This is a genomic window from Butyrivibrio sp. INlla14, assembly GCF_900102515.1.
Classification (GTDB): domain Bacteria; phylum Bacillota; class Clostridia; order Lachnospirales; family Lachnospiraceae; genus Butyrivibrio.
This window is the reverse complement of record NZ_FMVS01000002.1, coordinates 1-24159: the sequence shown is the minus strand read 5'-3', so window position 1 is coordinate 24159 and position 24159 is coordinate 1. Positions and strand designations below refer to the sequence as shown.

The following is a 24159-nucleotide window of genomic DNA, read 5'->3' as shown; positions in this document are numbered from 1 at the left end:
AAGGGCATAAATAGTGATATAACAAATAGATCTGTAATGTTACTTTTTATGGTTTTGTAACCAATTATTATTTTGTTAGGAAGGTGTTTACGTATGGATGATTATGTAATTGAAATGTTGCATATCACAAAAGAGTTTCCTGGCATAATTGCAAATGATGATATTACTTTGCAGTTAAAGAAAGGTGAGATACATGCACTTCTTGGGGAGAATGGTGCAGGTAAATCAACTCTTATGAGTGTTTTGTTTGGACTCTATACACCTGAAAAGGGTGTTATCAAGAAAGATGGCAAGGAAGTAACCATCAAGAATCCAAATGATGCGACAGATCTTGGGATTGGAATGGTACATCAGCACTTCATGCTTGTAGATATTTTTTCAGTGCTTGATAACATCATTCTGGGGGCAGAGCCTAATAAGTTTGGCTTTTTGACCAAGAAGGAAGCAAGAAAGAAAGTTCTTGCTCTTTCTGACAAATATAATCTTAAGGTTGATCCCGACGCTCTTATTGAGGATATTACTGTTGGTATGCAGCAGCGTGTAGAAATCCTTAAGATGCTCTATAGGGACAATGAAATTCTTATTTTTGATGAGCCTACAGCTGTTCTCACACCTCAGGAGATTGATGAGCTTATGAAGATCATGAAGAATCTAGCTGCTGAGGGTAAGTCAATTCTTTTCATTACTCATAAGCTTAATGAGATCATGGAAGTTGCTGACAGATGTACTATTCTTAGAAGAGGAAAGTACATTGGAACAGTTAATGTTGATGAAACAACCAAGGAAGATCTTTCTTCTATGATGGTTGGCCGTGATGTCAAATTTGCTGTAGACAAAGAAGTAGCCAAGCCTGGGAAGGAAATTCTCAGGGTTGAGAATGTCTGCGTAAAGAGCAAAATACATCAGAACGATTCTGTACACAACGTTTCTTTCAATGTTAGAGAAGGTGAGATTGTATGCATAGCAGGTATCGATGGAAACGGCCAGACGGAGTTCATCGGAGCGTTGACAGGACTTGATGATATTTCCAGCGGTAAGATTTCGTTTATGGGGGATGATATCACTCATAAATCAATAAGATACAAGAATACTCATGGTATGAGTCATGTCCCTGAAGATAGGCATAAACATGGCTTGGTTTTGGATTATACTCTAGAAGAGAATATGATTCTTCAGAGATACTTTGAACCTGATTTTTCATCTCATGGATTTATCAAGAAAAAGTCTATGAGAGAGTATTCTGACAGATTAACCGAGGCTTTTGATGTTAGAAGCGGACGCGGTGCTCAGACTATCGTAAGATCCATGTCTGGTGGTAATCAGCAGAAAGCTATCATTGCAAGAGAAATGGATAGAGATCACAAGCTCTTAGTTGCTGTACAGCCTACAAGAGGCCTTGATGTAGGAGCTATCGAGTATATCCACAAAGAAATAGTCAAGCAGCGTGATGAGGGCTGCGCTATTTTGCTTGTTTCGCTTGAACTTGAAGAGGTTATGAACCTTTCAGACAGAATACTTGTAATGCATGAAGGAGAGATTGTTGGTGAGGTGGATCCTAAGACAACAACTCTTCAGGAACTTGGTCTTTACATGTCAGGAGCCAAGCACGATGAGAGAAGGGAGGCGTTTAAGTAATGAAAGACAATACAAAATTTTTCAAGAAACCTGCTGTGCAGACAATTCTTGCTTCAGTACTATGCGCTATCCTTGGTATTATTTTAGGATATATTATCCTGCTGTGCATGAATCCAGGCCATGCTACAGAGGGTATGATCGCTATTCTCAGAAATTTCTTTAAATATAGTGCCAAGCCAACACAGCTCTGGTATTATTTTGGTTCAACCCTTGTTAAGGCAGTACCTGTAATACTCTGCTCAGAGGCTATTTTATTTGCTTATAAGGCAGGCCTTTTTAATATCGGTGTTGCAGGACAGTACACAATTGGTATTTTAGTCAGCCTGTATACATCACTTGCTCTTGGCTGGAACTGGTTTTTCTGCCTTCTTGCTGCAGTTATCTGTGGCGGTCTTTGGGGTGCTATCTGCGGATTCTTCAAGGCTTACTGCAACGTGAATGAAGTAATAGCTGGTATCATGCTGAACTGGATCAGCTTATACCTTTGCAATATTATTCTTTCTAATGAAAAGACTATGAATATCACTAAGTCTGAGACTTATGATATTGCAGCCAAGAATAAGGCAGGACTTCTTCCTGGTTTTATGCAGAGTGTTTTCGGAAATAACCAGTATATGACTATCGCAGTACCTATTACAGTTATAGTTGCTATTTTGATCTGGGTAGTACTTAGTAAGACAACCTTTGGCTTTGAGCTTAAAGCTACAGGACACAATAAAGATGCAGCTAAATATGCAGGTATGAATGCTAAGAGAAATATCATTCTTACACTTGCAATTTCTGGTGCTGTTTCAGGACTTGCAGCTTCACTTTTCTATCTTACAAGTATTGAGCATTACAAGATTGCTTCATCAGTTCCTGGAATGGGATTTTCAGGAATCGCTGTAGCTTTCCTTGGTGGTCTTCATCCAATAGGAGCCATAGTGGCTGGTCTTTTCGTTGAGTATATAACACTTGGCGGACAGTATCTTAATACAAACTACTTTAACCCACAGGTAGCGGATCTTATGATTGCAATTATCATTTACCTTTGCGGTTTTGTTCTTTTCTTTAAGACTGTGATCAACAAGCCAGGTAAGGCCAAGAAAAAAGATGCTGCGGATGAAAAAGCTGCAGCTAAAAAGGAGGTGAAGTGATGATACTACTTATTCAGTATACACTTATCTTCTCAGCAGTACTTATTCTGGTAGCTCTCGGAGGTATGTTCTCTGAGCGAAGCGGTATTATTAACTTGGGACTTGAAGGAATAATGGTTTTTGGTGCTATGGCTGGTGCTATGGTCATGGTTCTTTTACCTGATACTGCATCTAGATTTACTATTGTAACTCTAACTCTTTTAGCCGCAGCAGTTGTTGGAATGTTGTCATCACTTTTGATCGGTGTTGCCTGCATATATTTTAAGGCTGATCAGACACTTATAGGTACAGCTGTTAATATGCTTGCTACAGCCGCTGCAACAGTTATTGTCAAGGCATTTAATACTGCCCGTTCAAAGGGATCAGACTTTTCAGCCAAGCTTGACTATGTACGAGGCCATGATGCATTCATGTTTAATGTAGGATCACTTCAGCTTAGCTGGTTTATAGTAGTTGCAGCAATTCTTCTTGTTGTTGCTATAGTTCTTTTCTACAAGACTAAATTTGCACTGAGACTCCGTGCCTGTGGTGAGCATCCTCAGGCTGCCGACTCTGTTGGTATCAATGTCTATGCTATGAGATATGCAGGTGTACTTATGTCTGGTTTCCTTGCAGGTCTTGGTGGACTGATCTATATAGCAGCAGCTAACTCTACATGGCACTTTGATTATGGTGTTGCTGGAGCTGGTTTCCTTGCTCTTGCTGTTATGATCTTTGGTCAGTGGAAGCCTGAGAGAATTGCCTGGTCAGCAGTACTTTTTGCTGTATTTAGGTCACTTTCAAATGTATACATGGGAATTGGATTCCTTAGTGTATTGAAAATTCCTGGAACAGTTTATAATATGTTCCCTTATATTGTTTCACTTATTGTTCTTGCATTTACTTCACAGAAATCAAGAGCACCTAAGGCTGAGGGAATACCTTATGATAAGGGGTCAAGGTAATATATGACGACAGAAGAAATAAAGAGCCTTATTGAAAAGGCATTGGAGATGAGAAATTATTCTTACACTCCGTATTCACATTATAATGTTGGTGCAGCTCTTCTTGCTGCAAATAATGTAATCTACACAGGCTGTAACATAGAGAATGCTTCTTTTACACCCACTAATTGTGCTGAGAGAACAGCGTTTTTTAAAGCTGTTAGTGAGGGCGTCAAGGAGTTTAAGGCAATTGCTATCTGTGGCGGAGCAGATGGGGCAGAGACTTTAGATGATTGCAGTCCATGTGGAGTATGCAGACAGGTTATGAGCGAGTTCTGTACAGATGAGTTTATTATTATCTGTGCTAAATCTGTAGATGATTATAAGGTATATACACTGCCAGAAATATTGCCTGACAGATTTGGACCTTCTAACTTAATCAGGGCATAAAATTGTATAAATTATTGACTTCTTCCTACTTGATATGTTATAGTATAGTACGTTGTGACAATCAGACGGTCCTCTGCTATAACATTAACCCAATTAACACTCGTTTATGGCAAGAACGTCCATAGAATAGGAGAAGAAATATGAGTACAATTATCGAAGAGCTCGAGAAAGAGCAGCTGAACGCTAATGCGCCTCAGTTCAACACAGGTGATACTGTAAGAGTACACGCTAAGATCAAGGAAGGAAACCGTGAGAGAGTACAGGTTTTCGAGGGAACTGTTAAGAAGATCCAGGGCGGAAGCAACCGTACAACTTTCACAGTAAGAAAAGAGTCTTACGGTGTTGGCGTTGAGAAGACATGGCCACTTCACTCACCTATCGTTGAGAAGGTAGAGGTTGTTAGAAGAGGTAAGGTAAGAAGAGCTAAGCTTAACTACCTTAAGGGACTTACAGGTAAGAAAGCTAAGGTTAAGGAACTTGTTACCAGATAATTTGTTTGATAGAGGCAGTTACTTTTTAGTAATTGCCTCTTTTTTTCTATAATATAACTTTTTGGGGAATCAGAATGCGACGCAGGAGAAACAAACTATCTTTTTATCAGAAAAAGAAAACAATATCACCTAAGGTTATAAGAGAAATTTTTTCCTGGATCACTATGACCATAGGTATTGTTGCTTTCGCTTTTTTAGTTGTATTTGTTTTTGGAATGCAAGTTAAGGTTATTGGAGATTCCATGGAACCTTCTGCAGTAAATGGTCAGACTGTACTTGTGAATAGACTGATTTATAAGATTCTTGGTCCATCTACCGGAGATATAATAGTTTTTTTACCCAATGGTAATTCTAATTCGCATTATTATGTAAAGCGTGTAGTTGCTTGTCCTGGTGACAAGGTTCAGATCATAGATGGACTTTTGTATATAAATGGAGAGGTACAGACTAAGGATCAGGAAAACTATGATAAAATGGAAGATGCAGGAATTGCTTCCAGTGAGATCAAACTTAAAAGTGGAGAATATTTTGTCCTTGGTGACAATAGAAATAGTAGTGAAGACTCAAGAAGTGCAAATATCGGCGTAGTTACCCAGAGTATGATGGTGGGCAAGGCCTGGTTTAAACTAGGTTTTAAAGATAGTAGCGGAGGCTTTATTTTAAAGTAGTTAAAAAGGAAAGGTGAATTATGAATTTTCAGTGGTATCCAGGTCATATGACCAAGGCTATCAGAATGATGCAGGAAAATATCAAGCTTATTGATATTATTATTGAACTTACAGATGCCAGAATACCTGCAGCTGGCAGAAATCCAGACATTGATGAACTTGGCAAGAATAAGTACAGACTGATCATTTTGAATAAAGCTGATCTTGCGGATCCTAAGGTTACTAAGGAATGGAAGGAATTCTATCAGAAGAAGGGCTATTTTGTAATGGAGATGAACTCCAAGACTGGTAATGAACAGGGCAAGGTCAAGGAGCTTGTTCAGAATGCCTGCGCTGAAAAGATAGAAAGAGATAAAAAAAGAGGTATTGTGGGAAGACCTATAAGAGCTATGGTTGCAGGTATTCCTAACGTTGGAAAGTCGACTTTTATAAATAAGCTTGCAGGTAAAGCTGCAGCTAAGACAGGCAATAAGCCAGGCGTAACTAAAGGTAAGCAGTGGATTGCTCTTGGTAAGAATATGCAGCTTCTTGATACACCAGGTATCTTGTGGCCTAAATTTGAGGACGAAGAGGTAGGACTGCATCTTGCACTTATTGGCTCTATGAATGATGATAATTTAGATGGAACGGAGCTTGCCTGCGAACTGATCAGGATTTTAAAAGAGTCCTACCCAAATGCCATAAACGAGAAGTATAATATAACTAAGGAGCAGATAGAAGAGCTTGAAAAAGAGCAGTATGCTACGCCTCTTAGTGCTGTATTGTCAGCGATAGCTATTAACAGAAAGTGTTTTAAACAGGGAGCACAGCCTGATATGGATAGAGCTGCAGCGCTTCTTTTAGATGATTTCAGAAATGGAAGGCTGGGCAAACTTTCACTTGAAAGGCCGTAAGCCTGATTTTACTTACATTGGAGAGACCCACATGGATATGAAAAAAGTATTAAAGGAAATATTGAGCACAGTAATTTATCTAGGAGTCGTATTTTTACTGACTTTTCTTTTCATTACCTTTGTAATGCAGAGAACAGAAGTAAGTGGACATTCTATGGAGCCAACTTTGTATGATCATGACTCGCTTCTGATTGAGAAGGTTACCTATAGATTTGGTGATGCCAACAGGTATGACATTGTTGTATTTCCTTACAGATATGGTAAGGATGAGTACTTTATAAAAAGAGTCATTGGACTTCCCGGAGAAACTGTCAGTATCGACTTGGACGGCAAAATCTATATAAATGGAGAAGTTCTGGATGAACATTATGGCGCTGAGACTATCCTTGACCCGGGCGTTGCCTTTGATGGAGTGACGCTGGGCGAAGATGAATATTTTGTGATGGGAGATAATAGAAACCACAGTATGGACAGTCGTGATCCATCTGTCGGTGTAATAAATAAAAAAGATATCCTGGGTCATGCGTTCCTGAGAATATATCCCTTTGACAGCTTTGGAGGAATCAACTGATGCAGGCAATATCTGAGATAAAGGAAGCTCTTAAGGTTTCTGAGAATGAAGAAGCCTTAAAGCTGTTTATAAATAATTATTCTGGCGATGACAGAGCAGGTGTTAAGAAGCTCGTGGAGACTGCTTCTAAGAAGCTTGATGCACTTTACAAAGAGATTGACAGAATAGAGGCTATGAAGAAGTATGAATATGAGTATGATAGCCTAGGGTATTTATGCGGTATTGATGAAGTTGGAAGAGGGCCTCTTGCAGGACCTGTTTATGCTGCTGCTGTCATCCTTCCCAAGGATTGCAATATCTTATATCTAAATGATTCCAAGAAATTATCCGAAAAAAAGAGAGAAGAGTTATATGATGTTATCATGGAGAAAGCAGTTGCAGTAGGTATAGGCTCGTCTACCTGTGAACGCATTGATGAGATCAATATTCTTCAGGCAACTTTTGAGGCTATGACTAAGGCCGTTAATAGTCTTTCTGTCAAACCCAATGCTCTTTTAATAGATGCTGTTCATATACCTCAACTTGAGGATTATAAGCAGATATCAATCATTAAGGGAGATGCTAAAAGCGTTTCAATAGCTGCTGCCAGTATTGTAGCTAAGGTTACAAGAGACAGGATCATGAAGGAGTATGCAGAAATATATCCTGAATATGGATTTGATTCTAATAAGGGATATGGCAGCGCTGATCACATAAGCGCCCTCAAAAAGTATGGTCCATGCCCGATTCATCGCAGATCTTTTATAGGAAACTTTGTATGAGTAATATTTCTGGCGTTTCAAGTTCAGGTAATAACATACTCGTAACTGAAGGTCAGGTTTCTGACCTTCAGTCCAAGGCAGTCTCCGTTGAACTTAAAAATGGAGCTATGCTTAGCGGGAAAGTTTTGTCTGTGACTGACTTTGAGGGCGAGAAAATTGCTAGTATAGATATAGGAAACGCTACAATTTCTGCTAAACTTTCTGAAGGAATGGGCCTTAAAGAAGGACAGACTCTTATGTTTGCTGTCAGGGGTGCTAGCGCTGACAGCGTTTCAATCACACCGCTTTTTGAAAATACATCTATTTATCAGAGTACATTAAGGGCTCTTGAAGCTGCAGGACTTGAAGTTAATAATGAGTCCCTGCAGATGGTAAAAGATATGATGGAAGCAGGTCTTCCAATAGATAAATCATCTCTTCTGGAAATGAGCAAGAATCTAAATACCTTTTCTGATACAAGTATTCAGACACTTGTAGAAATGAAAAGTCTTAATATTCCAATAAATGAAAATAATATTGAACAGTATACAAGTTACAAAAATTATGAGCACCAGGTTACTAATGAAATGAGCAGCATAATTGACGAGCTTCCTAAAGCCTTTGATTCGCTTATGGAAAGTGGTAATACCAGTGCGGCTGTTAATTTATATGGCAATGTTTTGAAACTTTTTGGAGGAGAATTATCTTCTGAAGGCTTTCAAAACACTGAGAATACAACTTCTTTGTCACCTGAAAAGGCAGTTGAAGGCAGCGCAGAAAATGAAGAGGGGTCTTCTTTAGGTCTTTTAGGCGATAAAGAGATAACAGCTATATCTAGACAAAGTGCTGCTGACAGGGCACTTGCTCTTTTGCAGGGACAAAGCGATACTCCAAAAGAAAACGGGGAAAAAGGCTTAAATGGCCAGCTTCGTCTTTCAAATGATTTTTTGGATAACCTTCAGAATCTTAATATATCTGAGAAAACCTTGCAGAGTCTTGCAAAAGATTTAGCGCTAGGAAATACTGATGCAAGTAAAACATTGTTTAAAGAGCTTGCAAATGCCTTCGAATCAGCTGATCTTTCTAACCCTGTTGAACTTGCCTCTTTTAAAAAGCTCTTTTCTTCAGAGGAATTTAAAGGCCTTTTGAAAGAAAATATAACTGATCAGTGGCTTCTAAGACCTGGCGATGTGGAGAAAAAAGAAAATATAGACAATCTCTATCAGAGGTTGGGAGCCCAGGCAAAGGGTCTTTTGGATACAATTTCTGATACACTTGGGCCACAGTCAAAACTTGCACAGTCTGCAAATAATCTTAGTAATAACCTTGATTTTATGAATCAGCTTAATCAGATGTTTCAGTATGTTCAGTTGCCTCTTCAGATGGCTGGGCAAAATGCCAATGGAGATCTTTATGTCTACAGAAACAAGAATAAAAAAATGAGTGAAGATGGGTCAGTTAGTGCAATCCTGCATCTTGATATGGATAATCTGGGTCCCATAGATGTTTATGTAAAGATGAAGGATATGAAGGTCACAACAAATTTTTATGTGGCCGATGATAGCGTTCTTGACCTGATAAATGACAATATTCATATTCTTAATGACAGGCTTGAAAAAAGAGGCTATTCACTTAATGTCAATCTGATGCTTCATGGGGATGAAAGTGGTGAAAATGATGCTGTGGATGAACTTTTATCAGTTTCAAGGACACCACTTCTTACAACAAATTCTTTTGATGCGAGGGCGTGATAATGGCTGATGAAAAGAAAAAAGTAAAAACCGCCGTAGCCCTTGGCTATGATCCTGGAGAAGACGGGGCGCCTAAGGTAATAGCATCAGGAAAAGGAGCTTTGGCTGACAAGATCATAGAGCAGGCTCAGAGTAATAAAATACCAGTCCATCAGGACGATAAGCTTGCAGATACCTTGTCCAAACTTGAAATCGGAGAGATGATACCTCCAGAGCTTTATGAGGTTGTGGCTGAGATTCTTGTATTTGTTGATGCAATGGACAAGATAAAGGCAAAAGATAAAGCGAGAAAATAATAATTAGACAAATGTAAATTTTTATGATATTATCCCATTTATGTTTTTAAAGATGGGAACTAAAAAATGAATAAGAGACAAGTAGGAGATTATTATGAATCCCTTGCTTGTACTTATCTTCAAGGCGAGGGAGTCAGGATAGTAGAGAGAAACTATAGGGCTCTTAGAGGTGAGATTGATATCATTGCCCGGGATGGGAAATACCTTGTCTTTATTGAGGTCAAGTACAGAAGGGATAAACGATTTGGAGCCCCTGAGGCTGCCGTTACATTTTCTAAACAAAGGCAAATCTGCAAGCTTTCTAAGCTTTATCTTTATTCAAAGAAATATTCCACTGATTTTCCAATTAGATATGACGTAATTGCTATTACAGATGTAGACAATACTGCTACAATTAGATGGTATAAGAATGCCTTCGATCATGTGGGCTAAATAAAAGTTTTGTTTTGGGAGAAATAATATGAAGGATATTTGTATAAAAAGAACTGGCGGAGAAAGAACCCTTGAGCTAAGAGAAAAAAATGGAGTATATTATTTTGTCTTTCCAAGACTTGAAAAAATAGATTTTATTGATCATCTGTTTAGCACAAGGCTAGGTGGTGTAAGTAGCGGCTGCTATAGTCAGATGAATCTAAGCTATACAAGAGGCGATATAAAGGAAAATGTGGATGAAAACTATATGAGAATTGCAGAATGCATGGGACATGGACATAGCCTCAGGGATTTTGTGTCTACCTTTCAGACTCATACTACTAATGTGAGGGTAGTCACAGAAAAAGACAGAGGAAAGGGCCCTTATATAGAAAGAGATTACACTGATGTAGATGGCCTTGTGACTAATGTTCCTGGAATCATTCTTTCTACTTTCCATGCGGATTGCCCACCAATTTATTTTGTGGATCCTCTGCACAGGGCAATTGGTCTTTCACATTCAGGCTGGAAGGGAACAAAGGGAGAAATTGCAGTAAGAACTATAGAGGCTATGGCTCAAAACTATGGAACAAAGCCGGAAGATCTTGTGACAGCTATCGGTCCTTCTATATGCGGACCTTGTTATGAGATTGGAAGTGATGTGGCAAAAGAGTTTTCTGAGAACTATTCAGAAAAAGAACTTTCAGAAGAGGGAATACTTATTCCTTACCCTGATGACAAATACAGACTCTATCTTTGGAATGCCATTAGATTGTCTTTACTAAAGAGCGGAGTTAAAAAAGAAAATATTCTTGTCACAGATGTTTGTACTAAATGTAATTCCGATATTTTATTCTCTCATAGAGTACAACATGAAGATCGCGGCAACCTTGCGGCTTTCCTTAGTATAAGCGAGTAATAATAAACGAATAAACGTAAATTTCTTAAGAAAAGTGGAAAAAAGATTAATAAATTTCGATGGTAAATCTTAAGAATTAAATGATTTAATTAAGATATAGATTGTAAAAAGGTGATAGTTTATGGAAAACATTCTTGTTTGTGATGATGATAAGGAAATAGTAGATGCCATTGATATATATCTGGCAGAAGAGGGCTACACTGTGTTTAAGGCCTATGATGGATTGCAGGGACTGGATATTATCAGAAGAGCCAGAATACAGCTTGCAGTTGTAGACATAATGATGCCTAATATGGATGGTATCAGAATGGTCAAGGAACTTAGAAAGTTCAGCTCTATTCCGGTAATCTTTTTATCTGCCAAGTCCGAAGATTCAGATAAAATCCTAGGGCTTAATATTGGGGCGGATGATTATGTGACCAAGCCTTTTAATCCACTTGAACTTGTGGCCAGAGTTAAATCAAATATGAGAAGGTACACATCTCTTGGCTCTGAAACAGAAAATGATAATGTCTATTCTGCTGGAGGCCTTGTGGTGGATGACAACTCCAAGGAATGTTTTGTGTTTGGTGAAAACATAAAGCTAACTCCTTTTGAGTACAACATTCTGTGCTTCCTTGTCAAAAATAAAGGAAAAGTTTACTCAATTGACCAGATTTATGAAAACATCTGGCATGAGAGTGCCGGCAGATCAGATAATACTATAGCAGTTCATATCAGACATATTAGAGAGAAAATAGAGATTAACCCTAAGGAACCTAAATTCCTAAAAGTTGTATGGGGAGTAGGCTACAAGATCGAGGATGAGGATTTATAATGCGACTGACAAGGAAATTAAAGAGAATACTAAAAATTTTTCAGCATGTGCTTGCTGGCTTTATTGCTTTTGTGCTGGCTTATTCAATTTCCGGTTCAAGTATTGTCCTGACAGGAGCTGATGGCGATTATACTTACAATCTGTATAAGTCTGACAGAACACGAACATTTGAGGAATCTCTTTTGTTCAATAACATATTTGGCAATAATGCAGCCAGTGTACTAAGGCTTGTTTCCTTTAAAAGTCTTATGGAAACTGATGGAAACTATGATGGCGACAAGAACATAGATGTTACCGCCTATGTTAACAGGTTTACAATGGTGCCTGGTGACTATGTTACAGCTGTTTACCATTTATCAGACCTGTTGAAATGGGGACAAAGCGGTATTGATGTTGAAACCAAAGAGTTTACATCTGAGGAGGCTGCTTCTTTTCTTGGAGGAGCCACAACCTATACTCACATAAATAATAACAACTTTTCGGGTGGAATGAATTCCTATCTTAATTCCCAAATACCTGATAACACTCTTACCTTTACGATTTCTGGCAATTCTGTTATGGATTCTGGTGTTCATAATATACTGGTATCCAGATATCAGACTGTTGATGGCAAGAACATAGAGGACCTTGTTACAAACTGGGATGAATATATTTCTCTTTGTACAAATATCCAGGAGACGATTGGAGAACTGACAAGCAATTTTAAGGAATATGGCCAGCTTACTACTTATTACCAGTATCAGAATAGCAATGTAAGATTCTATGTTTCAAGAGTAATTAATGGCAAGACTCAGATTTTCACAAACGTCAAGGAATTATCTGGAGATACAGTAGGAATCGACATTTTGGATGTCTTCAAGGGCTATGGCAAATATGCTTATTATTGCCCCTATGAACTTAGATATGATACCAACACCCGGATTAAGGAAAATGTATTTAAATCATTAGTAAAGTCCTACAGCTATGCTTTTCCTGATCAAACTAAGATTTATATAGCTGTAGATACAGAAAATTATCCATGTAGTGATGATTTTACTCAGGGAAAGGCAAACTTTACAAAGTATATGCCTTATAGGACACAACTGTATATCTTATGCGGCATTGCCATAATAGCCTATATTGGGATTTTTGCTATCATGTTCAGGGATGCCAGGAGAAAAAGGGCTGACGATGAAAATATCTCTAATGAACAAGCTTCCAGCGGTATTTTCTATTCTGAAGGAGTATTCCTTTTAGGTCTTGTTCTTGTTGCTATACCTATAATGATATTTATTATCGCAAGCTTTGCTATGAAAACCAGCTTTATTAAAATGACGCAACTTGAATCTTTTCCTTACTATGTTGGGCTTTCTGCCGTCCTTGCTGATATAGGTATATTGTATGTAATCTACGAATTTACAAACAGAATAGTCAATAGGAAACTTTGGAAGAACAGCTTTACCAGAGTTGTGAGCTTTGGGGCAAGGGATGTTATCGTAAATACCACTGATAATGGTAATGTTTTTATCAGGACATGGATTCCTTATGTGATATTTGTTGTAATAAACCTTCTTTTGTTTGAGATAGGCCTGGCTGGTATTGTTATTGCTATCTTCATGGATCTTTTGATCGGAATATATCTGTATAGGCAAAATACTGACAGGGACAAGATCATACATGTCATAGAAAATATCAAAAATGGAGATGTCAAAGCTAAAGTTGATACAAGAGATCTACATGCTGATAATATCCTATTGGCTGACGCGGTTAATTCAATCGGAGAAGGTATAGAAAAGGCTGTAGAGACCAGCATGAAAGATGAAAAGCTTAAGGCTGATCTTATTACAAATGTTTCTCATGATATCAAGACTCCGCTTACTTCTATAATTAACTATATTGGTCTTATAAAAAGAGAAAAAATTGAAAATCCAAAAGTCTCTGAATATGTTGAGGTCCTTGATAATAAGTCCCTTAAGCTAAAACAGCTTATTGAAGACTTACTTGATGCTTCAAAGATAAGCTCAGGCAATATCAGCATTACTCTTAGCAAGATAAACTTTGTTGAGCTTGTTAATCAGAATATTGGAGAATTTTACGAGAAGTTTGAAAATGCCAGTCTGCAGCCAATCTTTAGATGCAATGAGAGTAGTATCCAGATCATGGCTGACCCAAGACACCTATGGAGGGTAATAGAAAATCTATTTAGCAATACTTGTAAATATGCGCTTCCGAATACAAGGGTTTACATGGATATGAAGCGCAAGGAAAAAGAGGATGGAAAGAGAGTTGTAGAATTTTCAGTAAAGAATATTTCTGCAAGAGAGTTAGATCTTGATGGAGATGATCTGGCTGAGAGATTTATAAGAGGAGATGAGTCAAGAACAACTGAAGGAAGCGGACTGGGCCTATCTATAGCCAAGAATCTTACACTTGCCCAGGGAGGCGGCTTTAAGATCAAATTAGATGGAGATCTTTTCAAGGTAATCCTTACCTTTGAGGAGGCATGATATAAAAAGTAAGAAGCATTAGCAATTGTTGATTTTTTGAAAAAAGAGCCATGAAAACCAGAATAATACTGGATTTCATGGCCCTATTAACATCAATCAAAAAGTTCTGCTGGAGTCTTACAGCCTGAGTTATACTTACCAACAATCTCATGGATTTTGTCAGTAGGCATATTAACTGTTGACATTGAAGCGTCGTGATTTAAGAAATCGATAATAGTAGCAAGGAATTTGCCCATATCTGCAATAAATACGTATTCCCTTGACTTAACATCATCATTCATGTAAGTAAGGTTAGTGGTAATAACCGCATCAAAATAACCATTCTTGTAACCATCATCAAATTTGCTCATTCCGTTTGTGAAAAGACCAAATGTGGTACAGATGAATACTCGCTTTGCTCCCATGTTCTTTAGCTGTTTGGCAGTATCTATCATACTGGAACCAGAAGAAATCATATCGTCAATTATGATAACGTCTCTTCCGGAAATATCTGAGCCAAGGAATTCATGAGCTACGATAGGATTAGTTCCGTTTACAACATGAGCATAATCTCGTCTCTTGTAGAACATACCAGTATCTGCGCCAATTACATTGGCGAAATATACGGCTCTGTCAAGAGCGCCTTCATCAGGAGAAATAACAGTCAGATGATCCTTATCTACAATAAGGTCATCGATATGGGATAGAAGAGCCTTCATAAACTGATAGGATGCAAGGAAATTGTCAAAACCTCCAATTGGCTTGGCATTAGAGATTCTGGGGTCATGAGCATCAAAGGTGATGAAATTAGAAATACCCATATCATGAAGCTCTTTAAACATGGCAGCTGCATCAAGAGATTCCATACCATTTCTCTTGTGCTGTCTTCCCTCATATAAGAAAGGCATGATGACATTTATTCTCTTGGCCTTACCAGTAATTGCACCAATCACTCTTTTCAGATCCTGGAAGTGATCATCGGGAGATTTGTGGTTGACGAAATTGTACATCTTGTAGGTGATGCTATAGTTGCAGACATCTGTAAGAATGTAGACGTCATTACCACGAACACTCTGTGCAATAGTAGCCTTGGCTTCGCCACTTCTAAATCTGTCAAGGTTGATCTTGATCTGATAACTGTCCTTGACATAACCATGGAAAGCTGGATCGTTCTCGGGCATCTTGTAAAGTTCATGTCTGAACTGAGATATATATTTGTCTACACTATCTCCAAGTTCCCTTGCTGAATCCATTACGATAAGGTTAAGCGGAGCTACAGGAATAGTAGCTTCTAGCTTGTGAAAATCTGGCATAATTATCCCCTTTTTCATTGATAACATGTAATTGATACCTGGTTTTGATATCATATAATCGCGGTTTTCTTAAGTTAAATTTGCTCAAGATCCTACATCTTATGTTTTACCATCTTATTTACTGACACGTCAAGGAATTTCATGTATAATGAAGGTTATGAAAAAGTATAATGGACATTTAATAGGCAATGTTGAAGACGGCAGCATTGCTCAGGAACTAAATATAGAAAAGGGAGATTATCTTCTTAAGATTAATGATGAGGAACTGGAGGATGTTTTTGATTACCAATATCTGGTACAGGATGAACATTTAGATGTCCTTATCAGAAAGGCTGATGGTGAAGAGTGGCTTCTTGATATTGATAAAGACTTTGATGAGGACCTTGGTATAGAATTTGAAAATGGCCTCATGGATAACTACAGACGTTGTAGTAATAGCTGTATCTTTTGCTTCATCGATCAGATGCCCAAGGGAATGAGAGATACCTTGTACTTTAAGGATGATGATTCACGACTTTCCTTCCTTCAGGGTAATTATGTGACACTTACCAATATGTCAGACAAGGATATAGACAGGATTCTTAAGTATCATTTATCTCCAATCAATATCTCTTTTCAGACGACCAATCCAGAACTTCGATGCAAAATGCTGGGCAACAGATTTGCCGGAGAGGCTCTTAAAAAGGTAGACAGACTCTGTGCTCCGGGTACGGGAATAGAAATAAACGGTCAGATCGTTCTATGTAAGGGTGTTAATGATGGACCTGAGCTGACAAGGTCCATAACAGATCTTACCAAGTATATTCCTAATCTTCAGAGCGTATCAGTTGTGCCCGTTGGTCTATCTAAATATAGAGATGGCTTGTATCCGCTTGAGCCGTTTAACAAGGAGGATGCCCAGAAGGTTATCGACGAGATTGAATCCTGGCAGAAAAAGGTTTATAAGGAGCATGGAATTCATTTTATACACGCGAGTGACGAGTGGTATTTTCTGGCAGGCCGAGATTTTCCTGAGGAAGAACGATATGATGGCTATATCCAGCTTGAAAACGGTGTAGGAATGGTTCGGCTTCTCATAAATGAATTTGAAGAGTCTATGAAAATAGCTCTTTCTGAGCATATGGATCACATTAAGGGCCTTAAGAGGCATATCTCTTTTGCAACTGGTAAACTGGTATATCCTTGTATAAAAGAGCTTGTAGATAGAGCTGTATCAGTTTGCCCTGGACTAAACACCTCAGTTTATGAGATAATCAATGAGTTTTTTGGCGAGAGGATCACTGTATCAGGGCTTTTAACAGGTCAGGATATTATAAAACAGCTAAAAGGGAAGGAACTTGGAGATGTTTTGTATCTTCCCGAGAACCTTCTTAGAAGCGGAGAAGATTATCTTCTTGATGACGTAACAGTAGGAGATATAGAAAGAGAGCTGAATGTTAAGGTAGGCATTGCCAAGTGTGATGGACACGACCTTGTATCCAAGCTTTTTGATATACCTGTTGATGAGCTTTTCTGATTTTTTCAGGAGCTTACGATTTAAATAGCAATACATAGATAAGGAAGTATTTATGAGTAAAAGAAATATTGTAGCGGTGGTCGGTAGACCTAACGTAGGTAAATCTACACTTTTTAATGCGCTTGCTGGTAGCAGGATCGCTATTGTGCAGGATACACCTGGAGTAACAAGAGACAGAATTTATCAGGATGTAGAGTGGCTGAATCACAGCTTTACTCTTATTGACACAGGCGGTATTGAGCCTGATTCCAAGGACATCATTCTGGCACAGATGAGAGATCAGGCCCAGATAGCTATTGATACTGCTGATGTTATCATCTTCATGGTTGATGTTAAGCAGGGACTTACAGATTCTGATTCTAAGGTTGCAGATATGCTTAGGAAATCTGGTAAGCCTGTTGTTTTGTGTGTAAACAAGGTTGATAACTACAATAGGGATTCACTTGATGTATATGAATTTTATAATCTGGGAATTGGAGAGCCTTTCCCTATTTCTGCTGTTAACAAGCAGGGTATTGGTGATCTTTTGGAAGAAGTAGTAAGCCACTTTAGCAAATCATCTACTGATGAGGAAGAGGATGATTCTACTAAGATTGCCATTATTGGTAAGCCGAACGTTGGTAAGTCATCTATCATTAATAAACTTATAGGCGAGAACAGACTTATTGTTTCTGACATTGCAGGTACAACAAGAGATGCCATTGATACTCAGGTTAAGTACAACGGCAAGAAATATACATTTATCGACACAGCAGGACTTCGAAGAAAGAATAAGGTCAAGGACGAGCTTGAGCACTACATGATCGTTAGAACAGTAGGAGCTGTAGAAAGAGCGGACGTTGCTATCCTCGTTATTAATGCTGCTGAGGGCGTCACAGAGCAGGATGCTAAGATTGCTGGAATCGCCCATGAAAGTGGCAAGGCCGTTATTATCGCAGTTAACAAGTGGGATCTTATCGAGAAGGATAACCATTCTGTAAAAGAGTTTACTAAGGACATCAGAAATACTCTGGCCTTTATGAACTATGCCGAGATAATCTTTATATCAGCAGAGACGGGACAGAGACTTGTTAAGCTCTATGACATGATCGATATGGTTTCTGAGAACCATGCTATGAGAGTTTCAACTGGTGTTCTCAATGAGATCATGACACAGGCTGTAGTAATGCAGCAGCCACCAAGTGATAAGGGCAAGATGCTTAAGCTTTACTATATTACGCAGGCTTCTGTTAAGCCGCCTACATTTGTTATCTTTGTAAATGACAAAAAGCTTATGCACTTTAGTTACACAAGATATATTGAGAATCAGATAAGAGAGGCCTTTGGATTTAAGGGAACACCTCTACGATTTATCATAAGGGAGAGAAAAGAGGACAAGTAAAATGGGACTTGGTTTACTGCTTGAAAGAGTAATTTGTTTGGGGATTGGCTATGTATTTGGCATGATCCAGACTGCGGTTTTCTATGGAAGACTTAAGGGAGTAGACATCAGAAAGGTTGGAAGCGGAAACGCTGGTACAACAAATACATTAAGAGTATTGGGGCCAAAGGCTGGAGGAATAGTTCTTCTTGGCGATATGCTTAAATGCATGGCTGCCATTTTTATCACTTATCTTCTTTTTGGCAGAAGTAATCCTGATTTTATTATTCTTTATATGACTTATACAGCTGCAGGAGCTGTTCTTGGACATGATTTTCCTGTTACTCTTAAGTTTAAGGGTGGCAAGGGAATTGCCTGCACTGCGGGCTTCACAATTTATACTGGAATTCAGTTTACATGGTTATTTATCCTTATGGGAGTAATTTCTTTCTTCCTGCCATTTAACTTATTCCATATTGTATCTGTATGCAGCTTGTTTTACTATACAGCACTTCTTGTTATGACAATTATCTATGGTCAGATGGGACTTTTTGGGGCACTGCCACAGGGAAACCTTATAGAAGTGTATGTACTTTTGGGACTACTTACTTTCCTTGCCTTTTATCAGCATAGAGGAAATCTAAAAAAGCTCTTTGCAGGTCAGGAAAGAAAGACCTATATTTTCAAAAAGAATAAGATAGACTAATCGTAGGAGAATATTTATCTTGGAAAAAGAAATAGGCATTATAGGTGCTGGTAGCTGGGGAATTGCCCTTGGTTACCTTCTTAAGAATAATGGTCATAATATTACTATTTGGTCCAGAAGACAGGAAACAGTAGATAAGCTTAGAGCTTATCACGGGAACGAAGACAAGCTTCCAGGAGTTATTTTGGATGATTCTGTTAAGTTTACTTGCAGTATGGAGGAAGCTATCAAGGATAAGGACATCATAGTCCTTGTTGTTCCGTCTTCTCATATGAGAGAGACTGTAAGACAGATGAAGCCTTATATGAATAGCTCTGATGAACACCCTCAGATCATTGTTAACTGCTCAAAAGGTATAGAGGAGCAGAGCCTTATGGTCATGTCAGATGTTATTCTTGATGAACTTCCAGGAAGCCAGGTCTGTGTACTATCTGGCCCTTCCCATGCTGAAGAGGTTGGAAAGGGCATGCCTACATCAATTGTAGTTGGGGCCTTTGACAAGGAAACTGCGAGACTTGTTCAGAATGTCTTTATGAGTAATGTGTTCAGGGTCTATATTAGCCCTGATATGCTTGGAATAGAGATTGGTGCAGCTCTTAAAAATGTAATTGCACTTGCTTCCGGAATAGCTGATGGTTATGGTCTTGGAGATAATGCCAAGGCTGCTCTTATCACTCGAGGAATAGCAGAAATTGGAAGACTTGGAATGGCTATGGGTGGTAAATTTGAGACCTTTAGCGGCCTTTCAGGAATTGGAGACCTTGTTGTTACCTGTGCTTCTATGCACTCCAGAAACAGAAGAGCAGGTATCCTTATTGGCCAGGGCAAATCCATGCAGGAAGCTATGGATGAAGTCAAAATGGTTGTAGAGGGCGTATATAGTGCTAAGGCTGCAAGACTTCTTGCAGAGAAATATGATGTGGACATGCCTATAGTAACAGCAGTTAATCAGGTTCTCTTTGAGGGTAAGTCTCCCGAGGAGGCTCTCAATGATCTTATGATCAGAGATAAAAAGATAGAGAGCAGTAATCTAGACTGGTAAAATTTTTTGATATTTAATTTCATAAAATCCATTGCAATTTGCAAGATATTACAGTATTATATGTGCAAATAAAAATGTTTATGCAGAGTAGACGTTAGAGCGTTAAGTGCCTGGTGAACAGGGAGTTGTCATCGGGACGAAGAGTATTTGACTCGCGGTTTTAGTGTCGCATCCCGCTGCTACATCATGTATAAGGATTATTATCATGCCTCTGATGTGGTTAAAGGAAAAACTGCAAAGGAGGTATTATTATGTCTAAAAATCAATCTGTAACTGGAAAAGAAAGCTTTTTTAAAAGAACTTTTGGCTCTCTAACTCAGCTAAAAGAAACTAAGGTTCTTACTATTTGTGGCCTTATGGGAGCGCTTGCTATAATCCTTGGCCAGGTAGCGACAATCAAATTTGGCCAGTATGTACGTATCGGATTTTCAGGTCTTCCTAATCAGATAGTAGATTATTTGTTTGGACCTTGGATTGGAGCGATATTTGGCGGAACCATGGACGTTGTTAAGTGGTTTATTAGTGGAGATGGCGATTTCTTTCCTGGCTTTACTATTACAGCTATGTTAGGAGCTTTTCTCTACGGAATATTTATCTATAATAAGCCAGTTAAGCTTTGGAGAGTAATTTGTGCTCAGATATCTGTTAAGATAGTCTGCAATATTATTTTAAATACTTTGTGGCTTAATATGCTTTATGGAAAAGCTATAGCAGCAATTCTTCCAGCAAGAATTGCATCCAATGCCGTGATGCTTCCAATCGATACATTTATTATGTTTGTTATGCTTCAGGTAGTATGTAAGGTGAAAAAGAATATTTTTGACACCTGATGATATACGTTTTTTCCTTGACTTTTATTAATAAAAAAACTAATATAACTAAGTAAATAGAAATAGCGATGATCGGAATAAGTAAGAATCGCAGGCTGACAACAGAGAATAGCCGGTTGGTGAGAGGCGTATGTTAAGAGCGATGATGAATACCTCCGTGAGCTGCAGGTCGGAATGTTCCTTTAGAATTAGTATGATCTGCCGGGATTGACCGTTATATCAAGAGAGTATCGCTTATTTTTTGAGCCGTACTTACTGAGGCATATAGCGTGAGCTATATGTGAATGAAGGTGGTAACACGAATTATTCGTCCTTCGTAATCAATAATGATTGCGAAGGACTTTTTGTTTAGTGAATCGGAAATTTCCACTCTCGCAATCATACATAATTTTGGAGGTGCGTAATGCAGATTTTTGAAGAGTTAAAAGCAAGAGGACTCATTGCCCAGGTAACAGACGAAGAGCAGATCAGAGAGCTTGTTAACACAGGTAAGGCAACATTCTATATTGGTTTTGACTGTACAGCAGATTCCCTTACTGCAGGTCACTTCATGGCACTTACTCTTATGAAGAGACTTCAGATGGCTGGCAATAAGCCAATCGCCCTTATTGGTGGCGGTACAACAATGATCGGTGATCCATCAGGTAGAACAGATATGAGAAAGATGCTTACAAGAGAAGACATCGATCACAATGCAGAGTGCTTCAAGAAGCAGATGGAGAAATTCATCGATTTTGGTGAAGGCAAGGCTATGATGGTCAACAACGCAGACTGGCTTTTAAACCTTAACTACATTGAACTTCTTCGCGAGGTTGGTGCATGCTTTTCAGTTAACAACATGCTGAGAGCTGAGTGCTACAAGCAGCGTATGGAAAAAGGACTTTCTTTCCTTGAGTTCAACTACATGATCATGCAGTCTTACGACTTCTACTACATGTTCCAGAAGTACAACTGTAATCTTGAATTTGGTGGAGATGATCAGTGGAGCAATATGCTGGGCGGAACAGAGCTTATTAGAAGAAAGCTTGGCAAGGATGCTCACGCTATGACTATCACTCTTCTTACAGACTCTCAGGGCAAGAAGATGGGTAAGACTGCTGGAAATGCTGTATGGCTTGATCCTAATAAGACATCACCATTCGATTTCTATCAGTACTGGAGAAACGTTGGCGATGCTGATGTAGATAAGTGCATTAAGATGCTTACATTTATTCCTATCGAGGAAATCCTTGAGATGGAGAAGTGGGATGACTCCAGAATCAATGAGAAAAAGGAAATCCTTGCATTTGAGCTTACAGCTCTTGTACATGGTAAAGAGGAAGCTCAGAAGGCACAGGATGCTGCAAGAGCGCTCTTTGCAGGCGGCTCAGATATGACCAATGTTCCTGCTATAAGCCTCAAGGAAGAGGACTTTAGAGATGGAGTTATTGATATCCTTCAGGTACTTGTTTCTGCAGGTCTTTGCAATACTAGAAGTGAGGCAAGACGCGCTGTAGAGCAGGGAGGCGTTACTTTTAACGACGAGAAGGTATCAGATGTTAAGACTTCATATAGCAAGGATGTATTCGCAGATGGCGTAATGGTTCGTAAGGGTAAGAAGTCATACAAGAAAGTAACATTCTGATAAATACTAAATTTATTTGGCCTGAATTTGCAAGATTAGATACATAGTTGTAGAGGAAGGAATTACCAGGATTGATAGCAGCTACTAGTTAATTAGTAGCTGTTATTTTTTATGATATAGGAAATTTCTCCGAAATTCCTATATCATAAAAAACGCTCCGCTAAGGATGCACACCTCGCGGAGATGAAGTTTATTGCTTCGCAATACCGCTCGGGCGCGAAAGAGTCGCGGGCGACTCTTTGTTCTGCTATGGATGCGCACTCGCGCGAGATGTATATGAGAAATATAAACTAAAAATACTAACTAAAGGTTAATGTTTTTTTATTTTATTACAATATAAAATTAATGACGGTGGCGCTCATTTTTTTTAAAGACGCCATTTCACAAAAGGTTTTCTTATGAGAAAGGTGGGATTACATGAGTAAAAAGTTTCTAACGAAATTGTTAGCACTAACTTTGTGTGCAGGCCTTGTTCTTCAGCCTGTTACAGCTTTTGCTGACACTCCTGTTGAGAGTGAGACGACTGAAGTGGTAGCAGAAGAAGTTACTGACGAAGTAACTGAAGAAATTAAAGAAGAAGTACCTGAAGTAAAAGAAGAACTTCCAGAAGAAGTTACTCCTCTAGAAACTGAAGCTGAAGAAGTAAAGCCAATGGATAATTCTTCGCTTCCAGTTCTCAAGGCATGGATTGACGATGGATGGCTGTATATTGACTCTATTGGTGATGACTATTTTTACGATATTGTTGTTGATAATGGAGCAATAACTACCTCTAATATACCTTATAATCTTAATAAGTATTGCAATGAAATTGGTCTTGCTAGTGGTTCATATAAAGTAACAGTTCAAGCCTTAAAAAAACATACTTATGAGATTTCTTCACAGACAGCAGAGCTTACTTATGACTTTGTTGCTGATGATATTGTTCTTAGGCCACTCACAAACGTTAAGATTGAGGAGGATATCCTTACATTTGATGCGTATGCGGAGAATTGCTTATATTTTGTGAAGGTGGATGGTCATGACCCAATCATAGCTACTACAAACAGGGTTGATCTTATATATAATTTCTCTAGCATGGGATTTACTCCTGGCAAATATATGCTACATATAACAGCCACAAAACAGAATTTTAAGCCTATTTCTCAGACTTATGATATTGAATATGCATACGCTATGGAGCCAGAACCAGAGCCAGAACCTAAGATCGTTATTCTTAAAGAGGATTCCATTTCCAGTAATATTAAGAATATGGAAATTAAATATGGGAAGTTATGCGAAACTCCTACATTTAACTCCTCTTATTCTCAACTGGAGTATACTTTTGCCGGATGGGAGGAATATTCTGATGAATATGATCCTGAATATCCGGATGGCTTTAGGCCTTGTAAGGGCTTCTTTGAAGGAAAATACAGAGCTGTTTTAAAAGTTCGTATTCGTGATGGCTATGGTAATTATGAATTAGATCCATTTTTTAAACTTTATGTTAATGGTATTGGTTGGCGTTGTATAGTTACTTCATATGATGAGAATTTTAATATGACTAGCATGACGTTTGCTTCTCCAACATATGATATAGAAACTCCTGAGTTGCCAGAACCA

At 38.5% G+C, this 24159-nt stretch carries 23 protein-coding genes, 1 riboswitch and 1 other annotated feature; of the genes, 22 read left to right on the top strand and 1 reads right to left on the bottom strand.

What is annotated here, in order from left to right:
* The first annotated feature begins 93 nt into the window (after positions 1–93).
* The 15 genes from BLO53_RS00120 to BLO53_RS00050 all read left to right on the top strand — a co-directional run bounded on the left by BLO53_RS00120 (position 94) and on the right by BLO53_RS00050 (position 14187).
* Positions 94–1635, top strand: coding sequence for an ABC transporter ATP-binding protein (locus BLO53_RS00120; RefSeq protein ID WP_092058106.1), 1542 nt, complete (start codon positions 94–96; stop codon positions 1633–1635).
* Complete coding sequence (locus tag BLO53_RS00115) at positions 1635–2771, top strand: ABC transporter permease (RefSeq protein ID WP_092058104.1); 1137 nt, start codon at positions 1635–1637, stop codon at positions 2769–2771. The genes BLO53_RS00120 and BLO53_RS00115 overlap by 1 nt, the downstream gene beginning before the upstream one ends.
* A complete protein-coding gene (locus tag BLO53_RS00110) occupies positions 2771–3715 on the top strand; it encodes an ABC transporter permease (RefSeq protein ID WP_092058102.1) in 945 nt (314 codons plus the stop codon). Before BLO53_RS00115 ends, BLO53_RS00110 begins: the two co-directional genes overlap by 1 nt.
* 3 nt (positions 3716–3718) lie before the next feature.
* Positions 3719–4144, top strand: coding sequence for a cytidine deaminase (gene cdd, locus BLO53_RS00105; RefSeq protein WP_092058100.1), 426 nt, complete (start codon positions 3719–3721; stop codon positions 4142–4144).
* Between the two features lie 140 nt (positions 4145–4284).
* On the top strand, positions 4285–4635 hold the full coding sequence (gene rplS, locus BLO53_RS00100; RefSeq protein WP_026487880.1) for a 50S ribosomal protein L19: 351 nt from the start codon (positions 4285–4287) through the stop codon (positions 4633–4635).
* A 74-nt stretch (positions 4636–4709) separates the two neighbouring features.
* Complete coding sequence (lepB, locus tag BLO53_RS00095; protein ID WP_092058098.1) at positions 4710–5303, top strand: signal peptidase I; 594 nt, start codon at positions 4710–4712, stop codon at positions 5301–5303.
* Positions 5304–5323: 20 nt separating this feature from the next.
* A complete protein-coding gene (ylqF, locus tag BLO53_RS00090) occupies positions 5324–6196 on the top strand; it encodes a ribosome biogenesis GTPase YlqF (protein WP_092058096.1) in 873 nt (290 codons plus the stop codon).
* Between the two features lie 37 nt (positions 6197–6233).
* Complete coding sequence (gene lepB / locus BLO53_RS00085; protein WP_092058499.1) at positions 6234–6767, top strand: signal peptidase I; 534 nt, start codon at positions 6234–6236, stop codon at positions 6765–6767.
* Positions 6767–7528: a ribonuclease HII gene (locus BLO53_RS00080; protein ID WP_092058094.1), complete on the top strand. Its 762-nt coding sequence runs from the start codon at positions 6767–6769 to the stop codon at positions 7526–7528. Before lepB (BLO53_RS00085) ends, BLO53_RS00080 begins: the two co-directional genes overlap by 1 nt.
* Positions 7525–9258, top strand: coding sequence for a flagellar hook-length control protein FliK (gene fliK / locus BLO53_RS00075; protein ID WP_176757086.1), 1734 nt, complete (start codon positions 7525–7527; stop codon positions 9256–9258). The genes BLO53_RS00080 and fliK overlap by 4 nt, the downstream gene beginning before the upstream one ends.
* Before the next feature lie 2 nt (positions 9259–9260).
* Positions 9261–9554, top strand: coding sequence for an EscU/YscU/HrcU family type III secretion system export apparatus switch protein (locus tag BLO53_RS00070; RefSeq protein ID WP_026487874.1), 294 nt, complete (start codon positions 9261–9263; stop codon positions 9552–9554).
* 66 nt (positions 9555–9620) lie between these two features.
* Positions 9621–9986, top strand: a complete 366-nt coding sequence (locus BLO53_RS00065) for a YraN family protein (protein WP_026487873.1) — start codon at positions 9621–9623, stop codon at positions 9984–9986.
* Between the two features lie 28 nt (positions 9987–10014).
* A complete protein-coding gene (gene pgeF / locus BLO53_RS00060; RefSeq protein WP_092058092.1) occupies positions 10015–10884 on the top strand; it encodes a peptidoglycan editing factor PgeF in 870 nt (289 codons plus the stop codon).
* A gap of 121 nt (positions 10885–11005) precedes the next feature.
* Complete coding sequence (locus tag BLO53_RS00055; protein WP_026487871.1) at positions 11006–11701, top strand: response regulator transcription factor; 696 nt, start codon at positions 11006–11008, stop codon at positions 11699–11701.
* Complete coding sequence (locus tag BLO53_RS00050; RefSeq protein ID WP_092058090.1) at positions 11701–14187, top strand: sensor histidine kinase; 2487 nt, start codon at positions 11701–11703, stop codon at positions 14185–14187. The genes BLO53_RS00055 and BLO53_RS00050 overlap by 1 nt, the downstream gene beginning before the upstream one ends.
* Positions 14188–14279: 92 nt before the next feature.
* On the opposite strand, the gene BLO53_RS00045 is transcribed toward BLO53_RS00050, so the two are convergent.
* The gene (locus BLO53_RS00045; RefSeq protein WP_092058089.1) at positions 14280–15479 is read right to left on the bottom strand and encodes a ribose-phosphate pyrophosphokinase; all 1200 of its coding nucleotides are present in this window, start codon (positions 15477–15479) and stop codon (positions 14280–14282) included.
* Between the two features lie 157 nt (positions 15480–15636).
* On the opposite strand from BLO53_RS00045, the gene BLO53_RS00040 reads away from it, so the two are divergent.
* The 7 genes from BLO53_RS00040 to BLO53_RS00010 all read left to right on the top strand — a co-directional run.
* Positions 15637–16995 carry a DUF512 domain-containing protein gene (locus BLO53_RS00040; protein ID WP_330388764.1) on the top strand — a complete coding sequence of 453 codons (1359 nt, stop codon included), beginning with the start codon at positions 15637–15639 and terminating at the stop codon, positions 16993–16995.
* 52 nt (positions 16996–17047) lie between these two features.
* Positions 17048–18376, top strand: a complete 1329-nt coding sequence (der, locus tag BLO53_RS00035) for a ribosome biogenesis GTPase Der (RefSeq protein WP_026487868.1) — start codon at positions 17048–17050, stop codon at positions 18374–18376.
* A gap of 1 nt (position 18377) precedes the next feature.
* Positions 18378–19061: a glycerol-3-phosphate acyltransferase gene (locus tag BLO53_RS00030; RefSeq protein WP_092058085.1), complete on the top strand. Its 684-nt coding sequence runs from the start codon at positions 18378–18380 to the stop codon at positions 19059–19061.
* Between the two features lie 19 nt (positions 19062–19080).
* Entirely contained in the window at positions 19081–20103 is a 1023-nt protein-coding gene (locus tag BLO53_RS00025) for an NAD(P)H-dependent glycerol-3-phosphate dehydrogenase (protein WP_092058082.1), read from the top strand.
* An 81-nt stretch (positions 20104–20184) separates the two neighbouring features.
* Positions 20185–20284, top strand: a riboswitch (THF riboswitch).
* Positions 20285–20354: 70 nt separating this feature from the next.
* Entirely contained in the window at positions 20355–20933 is a 579-nt protein-coding gene (locus tag BLO53_RS00020) for a folate family ECF transporter S component (protein ID WP_092058080.1), read from the top strand.
* Between the two features lie 59 nt (positions 20934–20992).
* Positions 20993–21251, top strand: a binding site (T-box leader).
* A gap of 85 nt (positions 21252–21336) precedes the next feature.
* Positions 21337–22557, top strand: coding sequence for a tyrosine--tRNA ligase (gene tyrS, locus BLO53_RS00015; protein WP_092058078.1), 1221 nt, complete (start codon positions 21337–21339; stop codon positions 22555–22557).
* A 417-nt stretch (positions 22558–22974) separates the two neighbouring features.
* Positions 22975–24159 (top strand): hypothetical protein (locus BLO53_RS00010; RefSeq protein ID WP_207648452.1); only part of this gene is annotated, 1185 nt, incomplete at its 3' end.

Coding starts and splice junctions, on each gene's coding strand:
- BLO53_RS00120 (WP_092058106.1), top strand. CDS start 94: ATGGATGATTATGTAATTGAAATGTTGCATATCACAAAAGAGTTTCCT.
- BLO53_RS00115 (WP_092058104.1), top strand. CDS start 1,635: ATGAAAGACAATACAAAATTTTTCAAGAAACCTGCTGTGCAGACAATT.
- BLO53_RS00110 (WP_092058102.1), top strand. CDS start 2,771: ATGATACTACTTATTCAGTATACACTTATCTTCTCAGCAGTACTTATT.
- cdd (WP_092058100.1), top strand. CDS start 3,719: ATGACGACAGAAGAAATAAAGAGCCTTATTGAAAAGGCATTGGAGATG.
- rplS (WP_026487880.1), top strand. CDS start 4,285: ATGAGTACAATTATCGAAGAGCTCGAGAAAGAGCAGCTGAACGCTAAT.
- lepB (WP_092058098.1), top strand. CDS start 4,710: ATGCGACGCAGGAGAAACAAACTATCTTTTTATCAGAAAAAGAAAACA.
- ylqF (WP_092058096.1), top strand. CDS start 5,324: ATGAATTTTCAGTGGTATCCAGGTCATATGACCAAGGCTATCAGAATG.
- lepB (WP_092058499.1), top strand. CDS start 6,234: ATGAAAAAAGTATTAAAGGAAATATTGAGCACAGTAATTTATCTAGGA.
- BLO53_RS00080 (WP_092058094.1), top strand. CDS start 6,767: ATGCAGGCAATATCTGAGATAAAGGAAGCTCTTAAGGTTTCTGAGAAT.
- fliK (WP_176757086.1), top strand. CDS start 7,525: ATGAGTAATATTTCTGGCGTTTCAAGTTCAGGTAATAACATACTCGTA.
- BLO53_RS00070 (WP_026487874.1), top strand. CDS start 9,261: ATGGCTGATGAAAAGAAAAAAGTAAAAACCGCCGTAGCCCTTGGCTAT.
- BLO53_RS00065 (WP_026487873.1), top strand. CDS start 9,621: ATGAATAAGAGACAAGTAGGAGATTATTATGAATCCCTTGCTTGTACT.
- pgeF (WP_092058092.1), top strand. CDS start 10,015: ATGAAGGATATTTGTATAAAAAGAACTGGCGGAGAAAGAACCCTTGAG.
- BLO53_RS00055 (WP_026487871.1), top strand. CDS start 11,006: ATGGAAAACATTCTTGTTTGTGATGATGATAAGGAAATAGTAGATGCC.
- BLO53_RS00050 (WP_092058090.1), top strand. CDS start 11,701: ATGCGACTGACAAGGAAATTAAAGAGAATACTAAAAATTTTTCAGCAT.
- BLO53_RS00045 (WP_092058089.1), bottom strand. CDS start 15,479: ATGCCAGATTTTCACAAGCTAGAAGCTACTATTCCTGTAGCTCCGCTT.
- BLO53_RS00040 (WP_330388764.1), top strand. CDS start 15,637: ATGAAAAAGTATAATGGACATTTAATAGGCAATGTTGAAGACGGCAGC.
- der (WP_026487868.1), top strand. CDS start 17,048: ATGAGTAAAAGAAATATTGTAGCGGTGGTCGGTAGACCTAACGTAGGT.
- BLO53_RS00030 (WP_092058085.1), top strand. CDS start 18,378: ATGGGACTTGGTTTACTGCTTGAAAGAGTAATTTGTTTGGGGATTGGC.
- BLO53_RS00020 (WP_092058080.1), top strand. CDS start 20,355: ATGTCTAAAAATCAATCTGTAACTGGAAAAGAAAGCTTTTTTAAAAGA.
- tyrS (WP_092058078.1), top strand. CDS start 21,337: ATGCAGATTTTTGAAGAGTTAAAAGCAAGAGGACTCATTGCCCAGGTA.